Here is a 20,929-nt window from a genome sequence, read left to right on the forward strand (position 1 = left end):
GGTATGAGGGGGCATTTCCAACGCCTGGTCGCCACGGGCCTGGAGCGGGCGGGCGTCCGTACGGGACTCAGATGGAAGCTGAGCGCGGCCATCGCCCTGGTCGGCGCGCTGGTGGCGGTCGCCCTGAGCCTGGTGGTGCACAACGCCGCGCGGGTGTCGATGCTGGACAACGCGCGCGACCTCGCCGACGAGCGCATCGTGATCGCCCAGCGCAACTTCGAGCTGTCCGGGCGGATGAACTTCCCGAACACCAAGATCGACGACCCTGACCTGCCGCAGGCGCTGCGGGAGCGGGTCGAGCTGGGCCGGCGGGCGACCTACGTGGCGGACCGGCCGGGTGACGTGCCGGACATATGGGCGGCCGTGCCGTTGAAGAACGGGCACGTGATGTCCCAGCACTCCGCTTTCACCGACCGCAGCTCGGACATCCTGCAGGACCTCGACCAGGCCCTGCTGATCGGGTCGATCGCGGTCGTCCTCGGGGGCAGCGCGCTCGGTGTGCTCATCGGCGGGCACCTCTCGCGCCGGCTGCGCAAGGCGGCCGTCGCGGCGGGCCAGCTCGCGGGCGGCGACACGGACGTCCGGGTGCGGGACGCCATGGGCGGGGTGGTGCGGGACGAGACGGACGACCTGGCGAGCGCGGTTGACGCCATGGCGGACGCGCTGCGGCAGCGCATCGAGGCCGAACGGCGGGTCACCGCCGACATCGCGCACGAGCTGCGCACGCCGGTGACCGGGCTGCTGACCGCCGCCGAACTGCTGCCGCCCGGGCGGCCGACCGAACTGGTGCTGGACAGGGCGAAGGCCATGCGCACGCTGGTGGAGGACGTACTGGAGGTGGCCCGGCTGGACGGGGCCTCGGAGCGGGCGGAGCTGCAGGACATCATGCTGGGCGAGTTCGTCGCCCGGCGGGTGGCGGCCAAGGATCCGGGCATCGAGGTGCGGATCGTCCACGAGTCGGAGGTGACCACCGACCCGCGCCGGCTGGAGCGGGTGCTGTTCAACCTGCTCGCCAACGCGGCACGGCACGGCAAGCCGCCCATCGAGGTCACCGTGGAGGGCCGGGTCATCCGCGTCCGCGACCACGGCCCCGGCTTCCCCGAGGACCTGCTCGCCGAAGGGCCGAGCCGCTTCCGCACCGGCAGCAAGGACCGGGCCGGCCACGGCCACGGTCTCGGCCTGACCATCGCGGCCGGACAGGCCCGGGTGCTGGGCGCCCGGCTGACCTTCCGCAACGTCCGCACGCCGGGCGCGCCGGAGGGCGTTCGGGCGGAGGGCGCGGTGGCGGTGCTGTGGCTGCCGGAACACGCGCCGACGAACACGGGGAGCTACCCGGTGCTGCCGGGGGCGGGGACGTAGGGCGGAGCTGCCCGGATCAGCCGGGGCCGGTCCTGGTCGATGCCCGGGCCGTCCCGGCGGGGGCTCGGCCGGAGCGTGTACGGCCGGTGCGGAGCTTGCGGGGGGCCTTCTTGCCGGTGCAGCCGGGGCCGGTCCTGGTCGATGCCCGGGCCGTCCCGGCGGGGGCTCGGCCGGAAGGTGTACGGCCGGTGCGGAGCTTGCGGTGGGCCTTCTTGCCGGTGCAGCCGGGGGCGGGGCGTAGGGCGGAGCTGCCCGGATCAGCCGGGGCCGGTCCTGGTCGATGCCCGGGCCGTCCCGGCGGGGGCTCGGCCGGAGCGTGTACGGCCGGTGCGGAGCTTGCGGGGGGCCTTCTTGCCGGTGCAGCCGGGGGCGGCCTTGGAGGCGAGCTGCGGGAGCACGAACGGGCTTTCCCCGCAGACGCCCGCACTTCCCCGTCTCGCTGGCCGTCGGCTTCGTCACCGGCACCGCTGGTGCCCCGTCTGGAGGCGCGAACGGTTCTCCTCGCCGACAGCACACCTAGTGACCTGAGTCGGAGATATTCGGGTAGTTCTCGCGAGCTGTCTGGCGTGCCGGAGGCCGGATTCCAGCAAGCCTGTCCGGACCTGGCAGCCGCACGGCAGCCGGTTGACGGCCTCCGATCTGACGAGGAATCTCTGACTCAGGTCACTAGACCCACTTGCGCAGGAGCAGACGTGGTGCGTGGCGGGCGAGCCAGGCGCTGGCCAGGCCTATGGCGGCGCCGGCGGCGACGTCGCTGGGGTAGTGGGCGCCGCTCTGCACGCGTTCGATGGCCACCATGGCGGCCGGCACCGCGCACAGGGCACCGACCGGCGGCCATGCCGGGGCAACGGCGGCGGTGAAGGCGACCGCGGCGGCAGTGTGCCCGGACGGGAAGGACGAGGAGTCGGGACGGTCCTCGGTCTCATCGTGCGGGAACCACTGCTTCGGCGGCCGGGGACGGTCGGCCAGGTGCTTGCACAGGCCGTTGGCCACCACCTGCGCCAGGGCCACAGCGGCCAGACCCGCGACGGCCGTCTTCCGGCCGCGCCAGCCACCCGCCGCGGCCATCGCCGCGGCCGCACCCCACCACAGCTTGGTCCCCTCCGCCGTCTCCTCCACCGCCGACAGCGCACGGTGCACGCTGGGTGAGGCGCTTGCGGCGAGCCACTTGGCCACATGCCGGTCCATTTCACGGATGACTGCCAGCACGCTCATGACCTGTGGGGTATCCCCCGGATCACCGACCATGCCAGCACCGCCGTAGAAGTCGATGGCGGCGACGCGGTCAGGGCCGGCGGCCGGCGAATCCACCAGCCGGGTCGTCCAGGAGGGCGATGCGGGCGGTGACGCGCTTGCCGACCGGCTCGCGCCGCGCTTCGAAGCCCTGGGCGACGGCCATCACGATCTCCAGGCCGTGCTGGCCGACCCGGCCCGCGTCGGCGGCCCGGGCAACGGGCAGCACCGGATCGGAGTCCCACACCGCGACCTCCACCAGGTCGCCGACGATGCGCAGGTCCATCAGCACCGGGCCCGGAGCGTACTTGCGGGCGTTGGTGACCAGCTCGCTGACCACCAGCCGGGTGAGGTCCATGGCGCGCTGCGAGACGGGCAGCCCCTGCTCGGCCTGCACGCGGGCGAGGAAGTCCGCGGCCAGGTGGCGGGCGTGGGCGATGCACGCACCGCCCCCTTCCAGCGCCACGGTGGCCTTCATGACCCGCTCGTCCAAAGTGGTGCCGTCCTTGCCCACCGGCACTGACTCCACGCCGACCGCCTCCACTCCCCCGTTCAGGTCTCACACCTACCCGCGTCGGACCGGTGCAGGCTCAGCGGCCCTCTGCCGGATCCCGACGCAAGGGCACGACCGTACCGTGCGGCGACGGCACCTCGGCATGGGCGTTAGGGGCTGGGCACGGGGTTACTCGGCGGGTATGGCGAAACTGAATCTTCCAGGGCGAAAAGACCACCACCGCGAGGACGAGATGCTTGCGCCCGAGGAGGCGGGGCCGGGGCCGGAGGTCGAGCGGCGGGCACCCGACGCCCCGACCGAGCTGCCCAAGGCGTCGTGGGGCAAGATCCTCAAAGGCACGCTGAAGGAGTTCAAGGACGACGAGCTGGCCGACCGCGCCGCGGCCTTGACGTATTACGGGATCCTGTCGCTGTTCCCGGCGCTGCTGGCGCTCGTGTCGCTGCTGGGTCTCGCCGGCCAGTCGGCGACCGAGGCGGTGCTGGACAACCTCAGGCGGTTCGCCCCCGGCGCGGCCCGCGACATCATCACCAGGGCCGTTCAGCAGTTGCAGGGAAACGCCGGTATCGGATCGATCATGGCCGTTGTCGGCCTGGCGGTGGCGATCTGGTCGGCGTCCGGGTACGTGGCGGCGTTCATCCGCACCTCGAACGCCGTGTATGACATGCCCGAGGGCCGCCCGGTATGGAAGGTCCTGCCGGTGCGGGTCGGGGTCACCGTCACGCTGATGGTGCTGGCCGTGGTCAGCGCGCTGATCGTCGTCTTCACCGGCTCCCTGGCCCGCCAGGCCGGGCAGGCGCTCGGAATCGGGGACACGGCGCTGACCGTCTGGTCGATCGCCAAGTGGCCGGTACTGGTGCTCCTGGTCACCCTCATGATCGCGATCCTGTACTGGGCCAGCCCCAACGCGAAGGTCAAGGGATTCCGGTGGGTCACGCCGGGCAGCTTCCTGGCCCTGCTGATCTGGATGATCGCCTCCGCCGGATTCGCGTTCTACGTCGCCAACTTCGCCTCGTACAACAAGACCTACGGCACGATGGCCGGTGTCATCGTCTTCCTGGTCTGGTTGTGGATCAGCAATCTGGCGATCCTGCTGGGCCTGGAGTTCGACGCGGAGACCGTACGGCAGCGGGCCGTCGTCGGCGGGCATCCGCCGGAGAGCGAGCCGTACACCCAGCCCCGCGACACCCGCACCTGGGACGATGAGGACCGGCGCCGCCTGGACGAGACCTGACGGCACCTCAGCGCCGCGCTCGTTACGCCGGACCGCGGTCGGCGTCGGCGCCGCCGGGTGTGTCGGCCAGCGCGATGCGGGCCATGATGTGCTTGCCGACCGGCTCCTGCTCGATGAACAGGTCCTCGGTGACGGCTTTGACGATCTCCAGGCCGTGCTGGCCGATCCTGCCGGCATCTGCCGTCCGGGCCGTGGGCACCGTGGGGTCGCTGTCCCATACGACGACCTCGACGGCGCGGGCGTTGACGCGCAGTTCCATCCGGGCGGGGCCGGGGGCGTGCCTGAGGGCGTTGGTGACCAGCTCGCTGACCACCAGCTGGGTGAGGTCCCTCGCGCGTGCGGACACGGGCAGCCGATGGCCGGCGTGGGCCTGGTCGAGGAAGGCGGCGGCGTGGCGGCGGGCGTCGGCGATGCGGCCGCCGTCTCCGCCCAGGGCGTAGTCGGCGCGCATCAGGTGCTCATCCGGTCCGGTACAGCCGTCACCATCGGCATGGGATCCCACGTGTCGCCCTCACTCCCGCCTTGACGTGCGCCAGTACCCCGGGGCGGCGTCATGCATGCCACAGCAGTGTCGTTCGGCACAGCCGCCCGGGTGCATCCCGCTGCGGCTGTGGGGCAGAATCGTGCGGGCACGCCCTGCCCCGGCAAGCCTGAGCACAGTTGAGGAGACGGTGACCGAGAACCAGAAGGCCGACCTGCCCAGCCGGCTCTCCGTCGAACTCGAGGTGGTCGACGGCGTCCGTGTCCTGACCGTGCGGGGCGAGATCGACCACGACGCCAAGGACGTACTCAGCGAAACTCTGCTGGGCGAGGCCGCCACGGCGCCTCCGCCGCGGCTCGTGGTGGACCTCAGCGGTGTGACCTTCATGGATTCCAGCGGCATCAACGTCTTCGTCGCCGCCTACCAGCAGGTGAGCGCAGCGCAGGGATGGCTGCGCATAGCCGGCGCCCAGGACTCCGTCCTGCGGGTCCTGCAGCTGGTCGGCGTCGACACGGTCATCCCCTGCCACCTCACCGTCGAGCAGGCCCTGAACGACTGACCGTTCCCCTCGGGCCGGGCCGCCTGCGCCGGGGGCCGCTCACGCGGCCGCGGGCAGGAGACGTGAGAGGTCGAAGACGGTGGGGTTGACGTCGGCCGCGGTGAGCAGCAGCCACAGCGGCTGAGCGCGCAGTCCGGTCACGGTCGCCCGGCGGCCCGGGCCGCTGGTCGTGGGGTCGAAGAAGAGGTGGAGGCCGGCGACGTCCATGAAGGGCGTGCGGGTCAGGTCCCACTGCAGGTCGGTCACCTGCTGCGGCAGCGCCTCGACGGCGGCGCGCAGCGGAGGCAGGGTGTCGAAGTCGATCTCTCCGCTGAGGGAGATGCGTGCGTGGGCGCCGTCGATGCTGGTGGTGATGTCCATACGGGGCGTGCCCCCTTTCCGGGGGTTGTGAGCCCAAAGGCGAGAACACCCCTCCGGGGGTGTACGACGATGGCGGGGGGCCGGGTGCCCTGGGTGGGGGCAACGCCCGAACTCCCCGACGACCGGCACCAGGGATGCCGGTCGGTCTCGTTGTCCCTCCCACCGTCGCACAGATACGCCCGCGGCCACGACTCCCTGTGCGGAAGGCGTTCTGGGTGAAGCCCGCAGCCGATCAGGCGCACGGAGCCCGCCCCCGGGGACGCAGGGCCCCCCGGGGGAGCGGGCGGGTGTGGTCCGGTCAGACGGTCTCCGCCACGGGCGGCTGCGCCGCCGGGGTGCCCGGCTCGTCCTGCGGCTTCGGTCCCGCCCCCTTGAGCGGCACCTCCTTGACGAACACCGCCGCCGCGAGGGCGGCGACCGCCACTGCGGCCCCGAGCAGGAACGCCGAGTGGGTGCCGGCGGAGACCGCGTGCTGGTAGGCCTCCCGCGCCGCCTCCGGCAGCTTCGCGAGGCTTGCCGCGTCCAGCTGGGCGGACTGTTCCGTCACCTTGGAGCCCAGGGCACCGGCGCGCTCGGCCATGACGTCCTGGACGCGGTTGTTGAACAGCGCGCCCATGATCGCGACGCCGAAGGAGGAGCCGAGGGTGCGGAACAGCGTGGTGGACGAGGAGGCGACGCCCATGTCCTTCATCTCCACGCTGTTCTGCGCCACCAGCATGGTGATCTGCATCAGGCAGCCCATGCCGAACCCGACCACGGCCATGAAGACACCGGACGTGAACCGCGAGGTCCCCGTGTCCATCGTCGACAGCAGGTAGAGACCGACGACCATCAGGACGCTGCCCAGGATCGGGAAGACCTTGTACCGGCCGGTGCTGGTGGTGACCCGGCCGGCGACCATCGAGGTCACGAGCATCGCGCCGAGCATCGGCAGGAGCAGCAGCCCGGAGTTGGTCGCGGAGGCGCCCTGCACGGACTGCTGGTACAGCGGCAGGAACAGCGTGGCGCCGAACATCACGAAGCCGGTGATGAAGCCGATGACCGACATCAGCGTGAAGTTGCGGCTGCGGAAGATGTGCAGCGGCACCACCGGCTCCGCCGCCCGGGTCTGCCAGAACACGAAGCCGACGAGGGCCGCGACACCGATGCCGATCAGCTCCATGATCCGCGCGGAGCTCCAGGCGTACTCCGTGCCGCCCCAGGTGGTGACCAGCACGATCGCGGTGATGCCGATGGTCAGCAGCGCGGCGCCCAGGTAGTCGATCCGCGCCTCGGAGCGCTTCCTGGGCAGGTGCAGCACCGCGCTGACGGCGACCAGCGCGACCGCGCCGAGCGGCAGGTTGATGTAGAACGCCCAGCGCCAGCCCCAGTGGTCGGTGATGGTGCCGCCGACCAGCGGCCCGCCGATCATCGCGAGCGCCATGACGCCGGCCATCATGCCCTGGTACTTGCCCCGCTCCCGGGGCGGGATCAGGTCACCGATGATCGCTATGACGCCGACCATCAATCCGCCCGCGCCGAGCCCCTGGATCGCGCGGAAGCCGATCAGCTCGCCCATGCCCTGGGCCATGCCGCTGAGCGCCGAGCCGATCAGGAAGATGACGATGGACGACATGAACGTGCCCTTGCGGCCGTACATGTCGCCGAGCTTGCCCCACAGCGGGGTGGAGGCGGCGGTCGCGAGCGTGTAGGCGGTGACCACCCAGGAGAGCTGTTCGAGCCCGCCCAGGTCGCCGACGATCGTCGGCATCGCCGTACCGATGATCATGTTGTCGAGCATCGCGAGCATCATCGCGATCATCAGCGCGAGCAGTACGACCCGCACGCTCCTGGGCTGTTTCTCCCCGGCGTCGGTGTCGACCGCCGATGTGTCCGTCGTGTCCGCCATCGCTCCCACTCCCCCAGCTACCGCTACTTACTTGTCGACCGGCTAGTGACTACACTCGGAAGCTAGCCGCGGAACTAGCCGGGCGTCAAGTAAGTTTTATGGAAAGGGAGCGGCGTAGGAGGATGGGCGGCACCATGGACGGCACCAGGCAGCGGCGCCGCGGGGACACCCGCCAGCGCATCCAGGACGTGGCCCTCGAACTCTTCGCGGAGCAGGGCTACGAGAAGACCTCTCTGCGCGAGATCGCCGAGCGGCTGGACGTCACCAAGGCGGCGCTCTACTACCACTTCAAGACGAAGGAAGAGATCCTCGTCAGCATCTTCGAGGACCTCACGAAGCCGATCGAGGAACTGATCGAGTGGGGGCGGCGGCAGCCGCACACCCTGGCCACCAAGCAGGAGATCATCCGTCGTTACGCGGACATCCTCTCCGGTGCCGTGCCGCTGTTCCGCTTCATGCACGACAACCAGGCGACGGTCCGGGACCTGCGGATCGGCGACTCCTTCAAGGAGCGCATCCGCGGCCTGCGCGACGTCATCGTCGACCCGAACGCGGACCTGGTCGACCAGGTCCGCAGCGTCAGCGCGATCTTCACGCTGCACGCCGGGATCTCCCTGCTCCAGGACCTGGAAGGCGACCCGGAGGACAAGGACCGAGCCGTCCTCGAGGTCGCCACGGACCTGGTGACCCAGGCCCACCGGGGAGCTGCGGGCTCCTAGAGTCGCCTCAGGTCGTCAGACCTTCACGCCCTTGGCGCGCAGGAACTTCACCGGGTCGACCGCCGAGCCGTAGTTCGGGGTGGTACGGATCTCGAAGTGCAGGTGAGGGCCGCTCGAGTTGCCGGTGTTGCCGGACCGGGCTATCTCCTGGCCGGTCTTGACGATCTGGCCGATGCGCACCTCGACCTTCGACAGATGGGCGTACTGCGAGTACGTGCCGTTGCCGTGCTTAATCACGATGGCGTTGCCGTACGCGGGGCCGTCACCGGCGCCGTTGCCACCCGCCTTGACGACGGTGCCGCCGTGCGCGGCGACGACCTTGGTGCCGCTCGGCACGGCGAAGTCCTGCCCGCTGTGGGTGGACTGCCACATGCCGCCGCTCTGGGCGAAGCTCGCGGAGAGCTTGTACTTCTTCACCGGGTCGACCCAGGTCGGCTTGGCCTTCGTGGCGGCCTTCTCGGCGACGGCCTGCGCCTGGACGGCGGCGGTGCCGGGCGCGGCCGCGGTGTCGGCGGCGGACGCGACCCCGGCCCCCAGTGCGACCGAGACACCGAGGCCGGCGGCCAGCACGGTCGCACGAGTGCGGAGCCGGGACGTACGGGAAGAGCGGGACGTGACGCGCTGGGACATCGAAACCTCGGGGTGAAGGGGGCGGAGAAAACCACCCGGCGCACAGTCGCTCGCCGAATGGCCATCCCTTGGTAACCCGAAGTCCGACAAACACCCAAAAGCGTGATCTACTACGCTAGTTAGTAAACTGGTTCAGTGTTCTACGTCTCTTGACACGGCAGCCATACCGCATAAATACGGGCATTCGGCCGCATTTCATTGAATCTCCTGCCGCAAGAGACTCTCTCCGGTTGGCCTGTTTGCCACTAATCCGCCTAGTAACGGACATATCGCCTGTGCGGCATATCACCAGGGGCTGTCTTCGGCCATTCCGTAAATGTGGCGCACGCCTCTAGGCACCTACCGTTCGGTAACCCTACGGTTCCCCTCGCGCCACCCGCGCACACGAACATGCACACGACATGTTGGCAGCGTCACGCACGTGAGAGGACCCCCACGACATGCAGACCCGCCCCTGGTCGCGCCGCGCATCGGTGACCGCCGTCTCGGCGGCCGCCCTGTTGGCCATGGCCGCCCCGGCCGACGCCACGACCAGCACCTCCGCCACCACGGCCGCCACGGCCGTCACCGCGGCCCCCACGGCCGCCGCCGGTGTCGACTACGCCGCCTGGCAGAAGGACTGCCAGGCGGTGATGGACCAGGCGCTGCCCTATCTGAAGCAGCGCATCGCGGCCACGAAGCCGGGCGAGAAGCAGGCGATCGTCTTCGACATCGACAACACCACGCTGGAGACCGACTTCGGCTTCAGCTACCCGCAGCCCGCCAACAAGCCGGTCCTGGAGGTGGCGAGATATGCCCAGGAGCGTGGTGTCGCCCTGTTCTTCGTGACCGCCCGGCCGGGCATCATCTACTCGTTCACCGAGTACAACCTCAAGCAGGCCGGCTACCGGGTCTCCGGCCTCTACGTGCGGAACTTCATCGACCTCTTCAAGAACGTCGCCGAGTACAAGACGGCCCAGCGCGTCGACGTCGAGAGGAAGGGCTACACGATCATCGCGAACATCGGCAACAGCGCCACCGACCTCTCGGGCGGCCACGCCGAGAAGACGTACAAGCTGCCGGACTACGACGGGCAGCTCTCCTGACGGCCGACCCGCCCAGGGCATGCGAGAAGGGCCGGTGCTTTCCAGCACCGGCCCTTCTCACTCGGCTGTGACGCTTACGCGTCCTTGCTCAGGTTCGGACCCGTGCCACCGGCCGCCTGCTCGATCGGCGGGACGTCCGGCAGGGCCGACTTCTCCTCACCACGGAAGGTGAAGGTCTTCGTCTCGCCCTCGCCCTCGGTGTCCACGACCACGATGTGACCGGGACGCAGCTCGCCGAAGAGGATCTTCTCCGACAGCGAGTCCTCGATCTCCCGCTGGATGGTCCGGCGCAGCGGCCGGGCACCCAGCACGGGGTCGTAGCCCTTCTTGGAGAGCAGCTCCTTGGCGGACTGGGAGAGCTCGATGCCCATGTCCCGGTCCTTGAGGCGCTCGTCCACCTTGCTGATCATCAGGTCGACGATCCGCAGGATGTCCTCCTGGGTCAGCTGCGGGAAGACGACCACGTCGTCGACGCGGTTGAGGAACTCGGGCCGGAAGTGCTGCTTGAGCTCGTCCGAGACCTTGTTCTTCATGCGCTCGTAGTTGGACTTGGTGTCGCCCTGGGCGGCGAAGCCCAGGTTGAAGCCCTTGGAGATGTCCCGGGTGCCGAGGTTGGTCGTCATGATGATGACCGTGTTCTTGAAGTCCACGACCCGGCCCTGGGAGTCGGTCAGGCGACCGTCCTCCAGGATCTGCAGCAGGGAGTTGAAGATGTCCGGGTGGGCCTTCTCGACCTCGTCGAAGAGGACGACCGAGAACGGCTTGCGGCGCACCTTCTCCGTCAGCTGGCCGCCCTCCTCGTAGCCCACGTAGCCGGGGGGCGAACCGAAGAGACGGGAGACCGTGTGCTTCTCGCTGAACTCCGACATGTCGAGGGAGATCAGCGCGTCCTCGTCGCCGAAGAGGAACTCGGCGAGCGCCTTGGACAGCTCGGTCTTACCGACACCGGACGGGCCGGCGAAGATGAACGAGCCACCCGGACGCTTCGGGTCCTTCAGACCGGCACGCGTGCGGCGGATCGCCTTCGACAGCGCCTTGACGGCGTCGTTCTGGCCGATGACCCGCTTGTGCAGCTCCTCCTCCATGCGGAGCAGGCGGCTGGACTCCTCCTCGGTCAGCTTGAAGACCGGGATGCCGGTCGCCGTGGCGAGGACCTCGGCGATCAGCTCGCCGTCGACCTCGGCGACGACATCCATGTCGCCGGCCTTCCACTCCTTCTCCCGCTTGGCCTTGGCGGCCAGGAGCTGCTTCTCCTTGTCGCGGAGGGAGGCGGCCTTCTCGAAGTCCTGCGAGTCGATCGCGGACTCCTTGTCGCGGCGGACACCGGCGATCTTCTCGTCGAACTCGCGAAGGTCCGGCGGCGCGGTCATCCGGCGGATGCGCATCCGGGAACCGGCCTCGTCGATCAGGTCGATCGCCTTGTCCGGCAGGAAGCGGTCCGAGATGTACCGGTCGGCCAGGGTGGCGGCCTGGACCAGGGCCTCGTCCGTGATCGAGACGCGGTGGTGCGCCTCGTAGCGGTCACGCAGACCCTTCAGGATCTCGATCGTGTGCGGCAGGGACGGCTCCGCGACCTGGATCGGCTGGAAGCGGCGCTCCAGGGCCGCGTCCTTCTCCAGGTGCTTGCGGTACTCGTCCAGCGTGGTCGCACCGATGGTCTGCAGCTCGCCACGGGCCAGCATCGGCTTGAGGATGCTCGCGGCGTCGATGGCGCCCTCGGCGGCACCCGCACCGACCAGCGTGTGCAGCTCGTCGATGAACAGGATGATGTCGCCGCGAGTGCGGATCTCCTTGAGGACCTTCTTCAGGCGCTCCTCGAAGTCACCGCGGTAGCGGGAGCCGGCGACCAGCGCGCCGAGGTCCAGGGTGTAGAGGTGCTTGTCCTTGAGGGTCTCGGGCACCTCGCCCTTGACGATGGCCTGGGCGAGACCCTCGACGACGGCGGTCTTGCCGACACCGGGCTCACCGATCAGGACCGGGTTGTTCTTCGTACGGCGGGACAGCACCTGCATGACCCGCTCGATCTCCTTCTCGCGCCCGATGACCGGGTCGAGCTTGGACTCACGAGCGGCCTGGGTGAGGTTCCGGCCGAACTGGTCGAGGACCAGGGACGTGGAGGGAGTGCCCTCGGCAGGACCGCCGGCGGCGGCGGTCTCCTTGCCCTGGTAACCGGAGAGCAGCTGGATGACCTGCTGCCGCACCCGGTTGAGATCTGCGCCCAGCTTGACGAGGACCTGGGCGGCGACGCCCTCGCCCTCGCGGATCAGGCCGAGCAGGATGTGCTCCGTGCCGATGTAGTTGTGGCCCAGCTGAAGGGCCTCGCGGAGCGACAGCTCCAGGACCTTCTTGGCACGGGGGGTGAAGGGGATGTGGCCGGACGGGGCCTGCTGGCCCTGGCCGATGATCTCCTCCACCTGCTGGCGGACCGCCTCGAGCGAAATCCCGAGGCTCTCAAGGGCCTTGGCGGCGACACCTTCACCCTCGTGGATCAGGCCCAGGAGGATGTGCTCAGTGCCGATGTAGTTGTGGTTGAGCATCCGGGCTTCTTCCTGAGCCAGGACGACAACCCGCCGCGCGCGGTCGGTGAACCTCTCGAACATCGTTAATCGCTCCTCAGAGCGGTCAGGCAGTGGGGGGAACTTCCCCTCCCTGTCCTTCCGCAGCTTAGTCCCGCAAGCGGGGACCGCTCATTCCAACTGCCGACACCGGACCGAGAACCAACACCGCCTCCTGACCCCGAACGCCGACATCTGCTCCAACCCGATGGTGCGAGACGATGTTCCCGCAGGCCAGGCAGATACCCCACTCGCCAGTACGCCGATGGCGAACGTGAGACGGCCTTTTCCGCGCGGCGCCCCCTCCCACTAGGGATGTCTTACCCGCAGGGACCGGGAGTACATGCCGAACACCCCCGATCCCTCCGCTACGGGCGAACAACCTTGCGCCTCCCCGCACCCCCCACACGCCCCTCTTTCGCCACTCAGTGCACTGGGTTAGGCACTCAGCGTAACCCGCATGCTCTCCGGGCGGTTGCGCTTGGCATGTTCGGTGCCCCTCGCTTCGTGGTCGCGTCCGGGTCCCAGGTGGTCTCGCCGCCCCGTCGTCCGGTCGACCCGACCGGCCATGGCCCGGGCCGCCCGGCCCCGAGCGGTCAGGTCCGGCGGTGGTACGAGGACCAACTGGGCTGGTCCACGGTGCCGGGGGATCCGGTGCGGCTGGTGGTGGGGACGCGCTTCGACGTCCTGGACGTGCCGGCCGAGGCGGGACGCGCGGGGCTGCGGCACCTGGGAGCGGGTTCCCCGGTGGCTCTGCGCGGCGACCGGATGCGTTTCCTGGTGGCCGCGGGCAGCTCGGAGGAACTGCCCGGGCTGCTGGAGTGGCTGGAGTGGGGAACGCTGGCGCTCGACCTGAGAACGATCGGCGCGGGCGGCGCGATGGAGGCGCCGTTGCCGCCACCGCCCTGCGGGGCGGGGCGAACGCCGTCCTGCGGGCCTGGCTGGTTTCCTCGGGGGGACGGGCTGGTGTCCGGGGAGGCGGACGGGGTGTCGACGAGGGTGACGGCGGAGGATTCGTCGGCCCCCCGGGCCGGCTGGTGCGGGGGGCGCCCGCTCTCACCGGGGCGTCGGGCTGGTTCCCAGGGGGCCGCTGTGTGGTTGCGGCCCCCCGAGCCGGGATGCGAGGTCGAGGCCTCGCTGCCGACGCTGTCGGCCTTGGGGGGCGGTACGCGTGCCGCCGATCTCGTGCGGCTGGTGGCCACGGTGGCCACCCACTGCCACCGAATCCGGCTGCGGCGCGCGTGCGCCCAGCCGACGCGCCCGCCTGCGCGGGGTCGGTAGTGGAGCCGCTGTTCAGCCGTTGGCCTTCTCGTAGGCCTCGCGGATGGTCGCGGGGACCCGGCCGCGGTCGTTGACCTCGTAGCCGTTCTCCTTCGCCCAGGCGCGGATGGCCGCGGTGTCCTGGCTGCCGCTCGAAGCCGCGCGCGTCTTTCCGCGCCCGCCCGAAGCACGGCCTCCGGTACGACGACCGCCCTTCACGTAAGGCTCGAGAAGGCCACGGAGCTTGTCCGCATTGGCGGTCGTGAGATCGATCTCGTACGTCTTGCCGTCCAGCGCGAACGTCACGGTCTCGTCCGCCTCGCCGCCGTCGAGGTCGTCGACAAGAAGGACCTGAACCTTCTGTGCCACCGGATTTCCTTTCATCGATATCTTCAGGGCCGGGGCGTGCCGGCATCGGCCGTATCGCCGTCCCCTGTTATATGCAGTACTGCGTTACCTCGGAAAGCAAACCGCTTTTGCCGGAAAAACACAAACCCTCGGCAGAGACCGGCAGCCCCGCCTCCGTCCGGAAACGTGCGCGTTTCGGACATAGGGCACCCGGGAAGGGCCGGCGGCTCGGAATATGCCTTGACGAAGCCGGTCGGCAGGTGTTGCGGCCGGACTTGGCCGACTTGCCGCCGACTTGCGGCCGACTTGCGATCCTCCCGACGATCACAGATGCAGAAGCATCCGGCTGTTGCCCAAGGTGTTCGGTTTCACTCGTTCGAGACCGAGGAACTCCGCGACACCCTCGTCATAGGAACGCAGCAGCTCGGCGTAGACATCGGTGTCAACGGGCGTCTCACCGATCTCCACGAAGCCGTGCTTGCTGAAGAACTCCACTTCGAAGGTCAGACAGAAAACCCGGCGAACGCCGAGCCAGCGGGCGGTGTCCAGCAACTTCTCCAGCAACTGGTGTCCGACGCCCGCGCCCTTCAGGCCGGGCTTCACCGCGAGAGTGCGGACTTCGGCGAGGTCTTCCCACATCACGTGCAGCGCGCCGCAGCCGACGACCTCGGCGTTGTCGTCCCGTTCCGCGACCCAGAACTCCTGGATGTCCTCGTAAAGCGTCACCGTTGCTTTGTCGAGCAGGATGCGGCCGCGGACGTAGGCGTCAAGGAGACCGCGCACGGCCGGCACATCGCTGGTGCGGGCCCGCCGGACGGTGATGGCTTTTGCGGGGGCTTCGGGGGTCTTCGCGGACATGAGCGGACGCTATCGCCCGCCTCGATCCTGGGCGGAGGCGGGGTTCTCCGGGGAGGCCTCCCCCGGTTCCGCGGTTTCCGACGGCGCGGTCGGTTTCTGGGTTTCCGGTCCCTGGACGATGCGCACGGCATCGCGGAGAGTCTGTCGCTGTTCTTCGCTCATCATGCCGAAGAAGGCGACGAGAGCCGCCGCGGGGTTGTCGCTCTGCGACCAGGCGTCGTTCATCAGGGCGGCGGCGTAGGCGGCGCGGGTGGAGACCGCCTCATATCGATAGGCGCGGCCTTCCGCTTCGCGGCGCACCCAGCCCTTCTGATGGAGATTGTCCAAAACGGTCATCACCGTGGTGTACGCGATGGACCGCTCCTTCTGAAGATCTTCCAGGACTTCTCGAACGGTCACCGGGCGGTTCCACTTCCACACCCGCGACATGACCGCGTCTTCGAGTTCTCCCAATGGGCGAGGCACAGCTCAGAACAATAGTGGGAGATCTCGGTATTGGCGTGGCGGACGTGCGCTTCACCGGCGAACGGGAACAAAAAGGGCGTACGACCCGGAGCGCGTGGCGCTGCACGGGGTCGTACGCCGTCGGCGGGAATGAGTCAGGCGTCGGCCTTCGGTGACGTCGCCGAAGGCTGCGGGCCGCCCTCCAGGCGTGCGAGGGCGGCATCCACGGCCGCGTCCTCCTTGGCCTTGTTGGCGCCGCCCTGGGTCTTCACGATCACCCGGATCACGCCGATGAAGAAGACGGCCATGACGACCGGGGGCAGGAGCGCGGAGACGTAGTCCATGGCTCCAGAGTAGCCACGTCAGCCCGCGGCGAGCTGCTGGGGGTTCGCCGGGGGTGGCGGGGTGGGCTTGCGTCGCGGGAAGACCTCGCCCGGGGTCGGGATGGGGCGGGAGGGCTTCGGTGTGCCCGGGGGCGGGGCCGGGGTGGGCTTGGGGGTGGGGGTGGGGGCCGGCTTCGGGGCGGGCGGCTTTCGTTCGGGCTTCTTCTCGGCGTGGCCCTCGGGGTGCCGGGGGGTACCGGCGAGGCCGCCCGGGAGGGGCAGGAGGTGGCGGCCGGATCGGGAGCGGGAGGCCGGGACGGTGGCGGGCCTGGGGATCGCGGGGGTGGACGGCTCGTCGAACGGGCTGCAGCGCTCCAGGAGGGCGGCAGCGGTGGGGTTGCCGCGCAGGGCGCGGAGAGCGGCGAGGTCGTCGGGGAGGGGGCGGTATCCGGCGCCCAGTGCCTCGTCCAGGAGTGTGAGGTAGCCGGCGGCGGTGCCGGGCAGGGCGGCGCGGTACCGGCCGAGGTCGGCCACGAGGAAGGCACGCAGCCGGGCCCCCTCCCGCATCGCCTCATCGAGCGACTCCGCGAGGCGGAGGCAGTCCTTGGCGTCGTCGGACGAGAGCGAGGTGGGGTGGAGGGCGAGGGCGAGAGCGCGGCGGAGCACACGCAGCTCCTCCACGCCGAACGCCATGCCGCCGCGGGATCCGTATGGCGTGGGCATGCGGCGACGATACGCGCTAATCAGACAAATCCCGCATAACGGGTGGGTGTGGCGCGGGGGACCACCCGGGTGGGGGCCGTGGGGTGCCTGTGGCGGCGGTGGGGGTGCGCGTTGCGCGTGCCGCTGGGTGGGGGGTCGGGGACGTGCCGGGGGGTGTCCGTCCTCGGAACGGCGCGATGGAGTCGGATACCGAGTGACTGTCCGTTGACGCGCCAACCGCTGCGGGCGGACACCCCCCGACACGTCCCCTCCCGTGCGTACGCGGCTGCGGGCGCGTCTCGCTCCAGCTGCCGTCGACCGCCGCTGCGGGCAGTCGTAGCCGCCCCAGCTGCGGGCAGTCGTGCCGTTGGGGCGATGGGGGTCCCCCCTGCTCGAGCGAAGCCGAGAGCTTGGGGGAGGGTGGGCGCAGCGGCACCTCGTCGCGCCGAGTTGCGCAACGCCCCCGCCCCAGCACCCACGCCGAGGGCCTCGCAACGCCGGGATGCGCACGCCCGGGCCCCAGCACCAACGCCCAGCACCCCGCAACGCCGGGATGCGCAAACCCACGGCCCGGCATCCACGCCGAGCACCTGACAGCGGCCGGCCCTCGGTGTCCTACAGGCGCGAGGCGTTCCGCTCGTACACCAGGCGCAACCCGATCAGCGTCAGCCACGGCTCGTGCTCGTCTATGACCGACGACTCGCCCAGGACCATGGGTGCCAGACCACCCGTCGCGATGACCGTGACGTCGTCCGGGTCGTCGGACAGCTCGCGGGCCATGCGGTTGACCACCCCGTCGACCTGTCCGGCGAAGCCGTAGATGATGCCCGACTGCATCGCCTCGACCGTGTTCTTGCCGATGACGCTGCGGGGCCGCGCCACCTCGATCTTGCGGAGCTGGGCGCCGCGGACGCCGAGGGCCTCGACGGAGATCTCGATGCCGGGGGCGATGACCCCGCCGACGTACTCGCCGCGCGCGCTCACCGCGTCGAACGTCGTCGCCGTGCCGAAGTCGACCACGATGGCCGGGCCGCCGTAGAGCTCGACGGCCGCGACCGCGTTGATGATGCGGTCCGCGCCGACCTCCTTGGGATGGTCCGTGAGGATCGGCACGCCCGTCTTGACGCCCGGTTCGACGAGGACCGCGGGCACGTCGCCGTAGTAGCGGCGGGTCACCTCGCGGAGTTCGTGCAGGACCGAGGGGACGGTCGCGCAGATGGCGATGCCGTCGATGCCGTCGCCCAGATCCTCGCCGAGCAGCGGGTGCACGCCCATCAGACCCTGGAGGAGGACCGCCAGCTCGTCGGCGGTGCGGCGCGCGTCCGTGGAGATGCGCCAGTGTTCGACGATCTCGTCGCCGTCGAACAGGCCGAGGACGGTATGGGTGTTGCCTACGTCGATCGTGAGCAGCATGGCCCGTACCCGCTCCCCTACTCCGCCGGCCGGAGGTCCAGGCCGATGTCCAGGATCGGCGAGGAGTGGGTGAGGGCGCCGACGGCCAGGTAGTCGACGCCGGTGTCGGCGTAGGCCTTGGCGCCCGCGAGGGTGAGACGGCCCGAGGCCTCCAGGACGGCGCGGCCCTGGACGACGGCGACGGCCTCCTCGCACTCCGTCGGCGTGAAGTTGTCCAGGAGGATCAGGTCGGCACCGGCGTCCAGAACCTCGCGGAGCTGGTGGAGGGTGTCGACCTCGACCTCGATGGGGACGTCGGGGAAGCGTTCGCGGACCGCCTCGAAGGCCTGGGCGACGCCGCCCGCGGCGACCACGTGGTTGTCCTTGACGAGGGCCGCGTCCGAGAGGGACATGCGGTGGTTGACGCCGCCGCCGCAGCGGACCGCGTACTTCTCCAGCGAGCGCAGGCCGGGGGTGGTCTTGCGGGTGTCCCTGACCTTGGCCTTGGTGCCGTCCAGGGCGTCCGCCCAGGCGCGGGTGGCCGTCGCGATGCCGGACAGGCGGCACAGGATGTTCAGCGCGCTGCGCTCGGCGGTGAGCAGGTCGCGGGTGCGGGTGGTGACCGAGAGGAGCTTCTGGCCCGCCTCGACACGGTCGCCGTCCTCCGCGTGGCGTTCGATCTCCAGTTCCTCCTCGCAGACGACCGAGATGACGGCCTCGGCGATGCGCAGGCCCGCCACGACGCCGGTCTCGCGGGCGGTGAAGTCGGCGGTGGCGACCGCGTCCTCGGGGATCGTCGCGACCGTCGTCACGTCCACGCCGTTGGCCAGGTCCTCCTGGATGGCCACGTTGGCGATGTCCTCGACCTCGACGGGGTCGAGGCCGGCGTCGGCCAGGAGCTGGGCGAGCGCGGGGTCCAGGCCGCACTCGAGGTAGGCCTCTTCGTCCGCGCCGCAGGCGCAGCCGTCGCCGCAGCCTCCGGACGGGGCGAGGGGAAGATCGGGGGTGCTCACGTCGGTCACTGCTCCTGGGGGGACTGAGGCGGAAAGGTCGTAGGGAAGTGTGTGGTGTCCGTGGTGTGCACGGCCAGCGAGCGGTCCGGGTTCAGGGTCACGACGATGTGGCGGCGCCAGGTGGTGTCGTCGCGTTCGGGGCGGTCCTCGCGCCAGTGGCAGCCCCGGGTCTCCTCGCGCAGCCGGGCGGCGGCCACCAGGACGCGGGCCACGCACAGGAGGTTGGTGGCCTCCCAGGTGTCGACGCCGGGCTCGGCGGTCTTGCCGTGCTCGGTGAGGGCCTCGCGGGCGTCGGTGTGCAGTCGCTGGAGCCGGTCGGCGGCCTTCGACAGGGACTCCTCCGAGCGCAGGACTCCGGCCCCGTTCGTCATGATCCGCTGGATCGTGAAGCGGGCGTCCGGGGTCTGGAGGGGGTGTTCGGGGGTCTCCGGGTGCGGGAGCGGCTGCGGCACGCGCGCGTGCAGGCCGGTCGCCGCGATGTCGGCCGCGATGCGCTCGGCGTAGACCAGGCCTTCGAGGAGGGAGTTGGAGGCCAGACGGTTCGCGCCGTGCACGCCGGTGCAGGCGACCTCGCCGCACGCGTACAGGCCGGGCACGGTCGTGCGGCCGTGGGAGTCGGTGCGGACGCCGCCGGAGGCGTAGTGGGCGGCCGGGGCGATCGGGATGGGCTCGGTGACGGGGTCGATGCCGTGTGCGCGGCAGGCGGCCAGGATGGTCGGGAAGCGGTGCTCCCACATGTCGGCGCCGAAGTGGCGGGCGTCGAGGTACATGTGCTCGGCGTCCCGCTCCTGCATGCGGCGCGTGATGCCCTTGGCGACGATGTCGCGGGGGGCCAGCTCGGCCAGTTCGTGCTGCCCGACCATGAAGCGCACCCCGTCGGCGTCGACCAGGTGGGCGCCCTCACCGCGTACGGCTTCGGAGACCAGGGGCTGCTGGCCCTCCGCGTCCGGACCGAGGAAGAGCACGGTGGGGTGAAACTGGACGAATTCCAGGTCGCTGACCTCCGCGCCGGCCCGGAGCGCGAGCGCCACGCCGTCGCCCGTGGAGACCGAGGGGTTGGTGGTCGCGGAGAAGACCTGGCCCATGCCGCCGGTCGCCAGGACCACCGCGGGGGCGTGGACCGCGCCCACGCCGTCGTGCTGGCCCTCGCCCATGACGTGCAGGGTGACGCCGGCCGTGTGGCCCTCGGCGTCCGTGAGGAGGTCCAGGACGAGCGCGTTCTCGATGGTGCGCATACCCCGGGCGCGGACCGCCTCGACCAGGGCGCGGGAGATCTCGGCACCGGTGGCGTCGCCGCCGGCGTGGGCGATGCGGCGGCGGTGGTGGCCGCCCTCACGGGTGAGTTCCAGCCCGCCCCCGGCGGACTCGTCGAACTGGGCGCCGGTCTCGATGAGACGGCGTACGGCGTCGGGGCCCTCGGTGACGAGGAGACGGACCGCTTCCTCGTCGCACAGTCCCGCGCCCGCGACCAGGGTGTCGTCGAGGTGCTGCTCAGGGGTGTCGCCCTCGCCGAGGGCCGCGGCGATGCCGCCCTGCGCCCAGCGGGTGGAGCCGTCGTCGAGGCGGGCCTTGGTGACGACGACCGTGCGCAGCCCGGCCGCCTCGCAGCGCAGTGCCGCGGTCAGGCCGGCCACGCCGGAGCCGACGACGACCACGTCCGCGGTGATGGACCAGCCGGGGGCGGGCGCGTGCAGTCGTATGCCTGTGGCGGTCACGAGGCGGCTCCGAGGGTTCCGAAGGTCATGGCGATGTTGTCGATCAGCCGGGTCGTCCCGACCCGGGCGGCGACGGCGAGGACCGCCTCGCCGGTGAAGTCGTCGCCGATCTCGGTGAAGTCGGACGGGTCGACGAGGGCGAGGTAGTCCAGCGCGAGCGGCGGATCGAGGCGGGCGGCCTCGTCGAGGACCTGGCGGGCCGCGGCGCGGACGGCGGCCGGGCCGCCCGGGACGGCCGTCGCGACGGCGTGCGCGTCGGC

Annotated in this window: 22 protein-coding genes; 6 read left to right on the top strand and 16 right to left on the bottom strand. The window is 70.5% G+C overall.

Features of this window, described 5'->3' with window-relative positions:
- Positions 1 to 3: 3 nt before the first annotated feature.
- Complete coding sequence (gene cseC / locus IE212_RS33410; RefSeq protein WP_190201749.1) at positions 4 to 1,359, top strand: two-component system sensor histidine kinase CseC; 1,356 nt, start codon at positions 4 to 6, stop codon at positions 1,357 to 1,359.
- 666 nt (positions 1,360 to 2,025) lie between these two features.
- Here cseC and IE212_RS33415 read toward each other — a convergent pair.
- Both IE212_RS33415 and IE212_RS33420 read right to left on the bottom strand, forming a co-directional pair.
- The gene (locus IE212_RS33415) at positions 2,026 to 2,547 is read right to left on the bottom strand and encodes a phosphatase PAP2 family protein (protein WP_373301474.1); all 522 of its coding nucleotides are present in this window, start codon (positions 2,545 to 2,547) and stop codon (positions 2,026 to 2,028) included.
- 97 nt (positions 2,548 to 2,644) lie between these two features.
- The gene (locus tag IE212_RS33420; RefSeq protein WP_190201768.1) at positions 2,645 to 3,070 is read right to left on the bottom strand and encodes an ATP-binding protein; all 426 of its coding nucleotides are present in this window, start codon (positions 3,068 to 3,070) and stop codon (positions 2,645 to 2,647) included.
- Positions 3,071 to 3,338: 268 nt separating this feature from the next.
- On the opposite strand from IE212_RS33420, the gene IE212_RS33425 reads away from it, so the two are divergent.
- Positions 3,339 to 4,337: a YihY/virulence factor BrkB family protein gene (locus tag IE212_RS33425; RefSeq protein WP_373301472.1), complete on the top strand. Its 999-nt coding sequence runs from the start codon at positions 3,339 to 3,341 to the stop codon at positions 4,335 to 4,337.
- Positions 4,338 to 4,359: 22 nt separating this feature from the next.
- Here the strand turns inward: IE212_RS33425 and IE212_RS33430 are convergent, their stop codons facing one another.
- Positions 4,360 to 4,788 (bottom strand): ATP-binding protein, encoded by a 429-nt coding sequence (locus tag IE212_RS33430; RefSeq protein ID WP_229864693.1) that lies wholly within the window; start codon positions 4,786 to 4,788, stop codon positions 4,360 to 4,362.
- A 220-nt stretch (positions 4,789 to 5,008) separates the two neighbouring features.
- Here IE212_RS33430 and IE212_RS33435 point away from each other — a divergent pair, with 220 nt between their 5' ends.
- Positions 5,009 to 5,377 carry an STAS domain-containing protein gene (locus IE212_RS33435; protein WP_190201753.1) on the top strand — a complete coding sequence of 123 codons (369 nt, stop codon included), beginning with the start codon at positions 5,009 to 5,011 and terminating at the stop codon, positions 5,375 to 5,377.
- A gap of 39 nt (positions 5,378 to 5,416) precedes the next feature.
- Here the strand turns inward: IE212_RS33435 and IE212_RS33440 are convergent, their stop codons facing one another.
- The gene (locus tag IE212_RS33440) at positions 5,417 to 5,737 is read right to left on the bottom strand and encodes an STAS domain-containing protein (RefSeq protein ID WP_190201754.1); all 321 of its coding nucleotides are present in this window, start codon (positions 5,735 to 5,737) and stop codon (positions 5,417 to 5,419) included.
- A 298-nt stretch (positions 5,738 to 6,035) separates the two neighbouring features.
- Positions 6,036 to 7,625: an MDR family MFS transporter gene (locus tag IE212_RS33445; protein WP_190201755.1), complete on the bottom strand. Its 1,590-nt coding sequence runs from the start codon at positions 7,623 to 7,625 to the stop codon at positions 6,036 to 6,038.
- Positions 7,626 to 7,747: 122 nt separating this feature from the next.
- Here IE212_RS33445 and IE212_RS33450 point away from each other — a divergent pair, with 122 nt between their 5' ends.
- Positions 7,748 to 8,344 carry a TetR/AcrR family transcriptional regulator gene (locus tag IE212_RS33450; RefSeq protein WP_190201756.1) on the top strand — a complete coding sequence of 199 codons (597 nt, stop codon included), beginning with the start codon at positions 7,748 to 7,750 and terminating at the stop codon, positions 8,342 to 8,344.
- Positions 8,345 to 8,359: 15 nt separating this feature from the next.
- On the opposite strand, the gene IE212_RS33455 is transcribed toward IE212_RS33450, so the two are convergent.
- Positions 8,360 to 8,974 carry a M23 family metallopeptidase gene (locus IE212_RS33455; RefSeq protein WP_190201757.1) on the bottom strand — a complete coding sequence of 205 codons (615 nt, stop codon included), beginning with the start codon at positions 8,972 to 8,974 and terminating at the stop codon, positions 8,360 to 8,362.
- 440 nt (positions 8,975 to 9,414) lie between these two features.
- On the opposite strand from IE212_RS33455, the gene IE212_RS33460 reads away from it, so the two are divergent.
- Complete coding sequence (locus IE212_RS33460; RefSeq protein WP_190201758.1) at positions 9,415 to 10,059, top strand: HAD family acid phosphatase; 645 nt, start codon at positions 9,415 to 9,417, stop codon at positions 10,057 to 10,059.
- A 74-nt stretch (positions 10,060 to 10,133) separates the two neighbouring features.
- Here IE212_RS33460 and IE212_RS33465 read toward each other — a convergent pair whose 3' ends face one another.
- Positions 10,134 to 12,659, bottom strand: coding sequence for an ATP-dependent Clp protease ATP-binding subunit (locus tag IE212_RS33465; protein WP_190201759.1), 2,526 nt, complete (start codon positions 12,657 to 12,659; stop codon positions 10,134 to 10,136).
- Positions 12,660 to 13,100: 441 nt separating this feature from the next.
- Between IE212_RS33465 and IE212_RS33470 the strand changes: the two genes are divergently transcribed.
- Entirely contained in the window at positions 13,101 to 13,895 is a 795-nt protein-coding gene (locus IE212_RS33470; protein ID WP_190201760.1) for an SCO3374 family protein, read from the top strand.
- Positions 13,896 to 13,907: 12 nt separating this feature from the next.
- Here the strand turns inward: IE212_RS33470 and IE212_RS33475 are convergent, their stop codons facing one another.
- The 9 genes from IE212_RS33475 to IE212_RS33515 form a co-directional block, all read right to left on the bottom strand.
- Positions 13,908 to 14,243, bottom strand: a complete 336-nt coding sequence (locus IE212_RS33475) for a histone-like nucleoid-structuring protein Lsr2 (RefSeq protein WP_094057033.1) — start codon at positions 14,241 to 14,243, stop codon at positions 13,908 to 13,910.
- A gap of 303 nt (positions 14,244 to 14,546) precedes the next feature.
- Entirely contained in the window at positions 14,547 to 15,080 is a 534-nt protein-coding gene (locus tag IE212_RS33480; protein WP_190201761.1) for an amino-acid N-acetyltransferase, read from the bottom strand.
- 9 nt (positions 15,081 to 15,089) lie between these two features.
- Entirely contained in the window at positions 15,090 to 15,509 is a 420-nt protein-coding gene (locus IE212_RS33485; protein ID WP_229864695.1) for a BlaI/MecI/CopY family transcriptional regulator, read from the bottom strand.
- Positions 15,510 to 15,679: 170 nt separating this feature from the next.
- Entirely contained in the window at positions 15,680 to 15,868 is a 189-nt protein-coding gene (locus tag IE212_RS33490; RefSeq protein ID WP_190201763.1) for a hypothetical protein, read from the bottom strand.
- 18 nt (positions 15,869 to 15,886) lie between these two features.
- Entirely contained in the window at positions 15,887 to 16,570 is a 684-nt protein-coding gene (locus IE212_RS33495) for a hypothetical protein (protein ID WP_229864694.1), read from the bottom strand.
- A gap of 594 nt (positions 16,571 to 17,164) precedes the next feature.
- Positions 17,165 to 17,962, bottom strand: coding sequence for a type III pantothenate kinase (locus tag IE212_RS33500; protein ID WP_190201764.1), 798 nt, complete (start codon positions 17,960 to 17,962; stop codon positions 17,165 to 17,167).
- 17 nt (positions 17,963 to 17,979) lie between these two features.
- Positions 17,980 to 18,954: a carboxylating nicotinate-nucleotide diphosphorylase gene (gene nadC / locus IE212_RS33505; protein ID WP_190201765.1), complete on the bottom strand. Its 975-nt coding sequence runs from the start codon at positions 18,952 to 18,954 to the stop codon at positions 17,980 to 17,982.
- A gap of 5 nt (positions 18,955 to 18,959) precedes the next feature.
- Positions 18,960 to 20,669 carry an L-aspartate oxidase gene (locus IE212_RS33510; RefSeq protein ID WP_190201766.1) on the bottom strand — a complete coding sequence of 570 codons (1,710 nt, stop codon included), beginning with the start codon at positions 20,667 to 20,669 and terminating at the stop codon, positions 18,960 to 18,962.
- The coding region (locus tag IE212_RS33515; RefSeq protein WP_190201767.1) for a pantoate--beta-alanine ligase at positions 20,666 to 20,929 on the bottom strand (264 nt) is incomplete at its 5' end. The genes IE212_RS33515 and IE212_RS33510, both read right to left, overlap by 4 nt.

It is taken from the genome of Streptomyces djakartensis, from assembly GCF_014651075.1.
In the GTDB taxonomy this organism is placed as follows: Bacteria; Actinomycetota; Actinomycetes; order Streptomycetales; family Streptomycetaceae; genus Streptomyces; species Streptomyces djakartensis.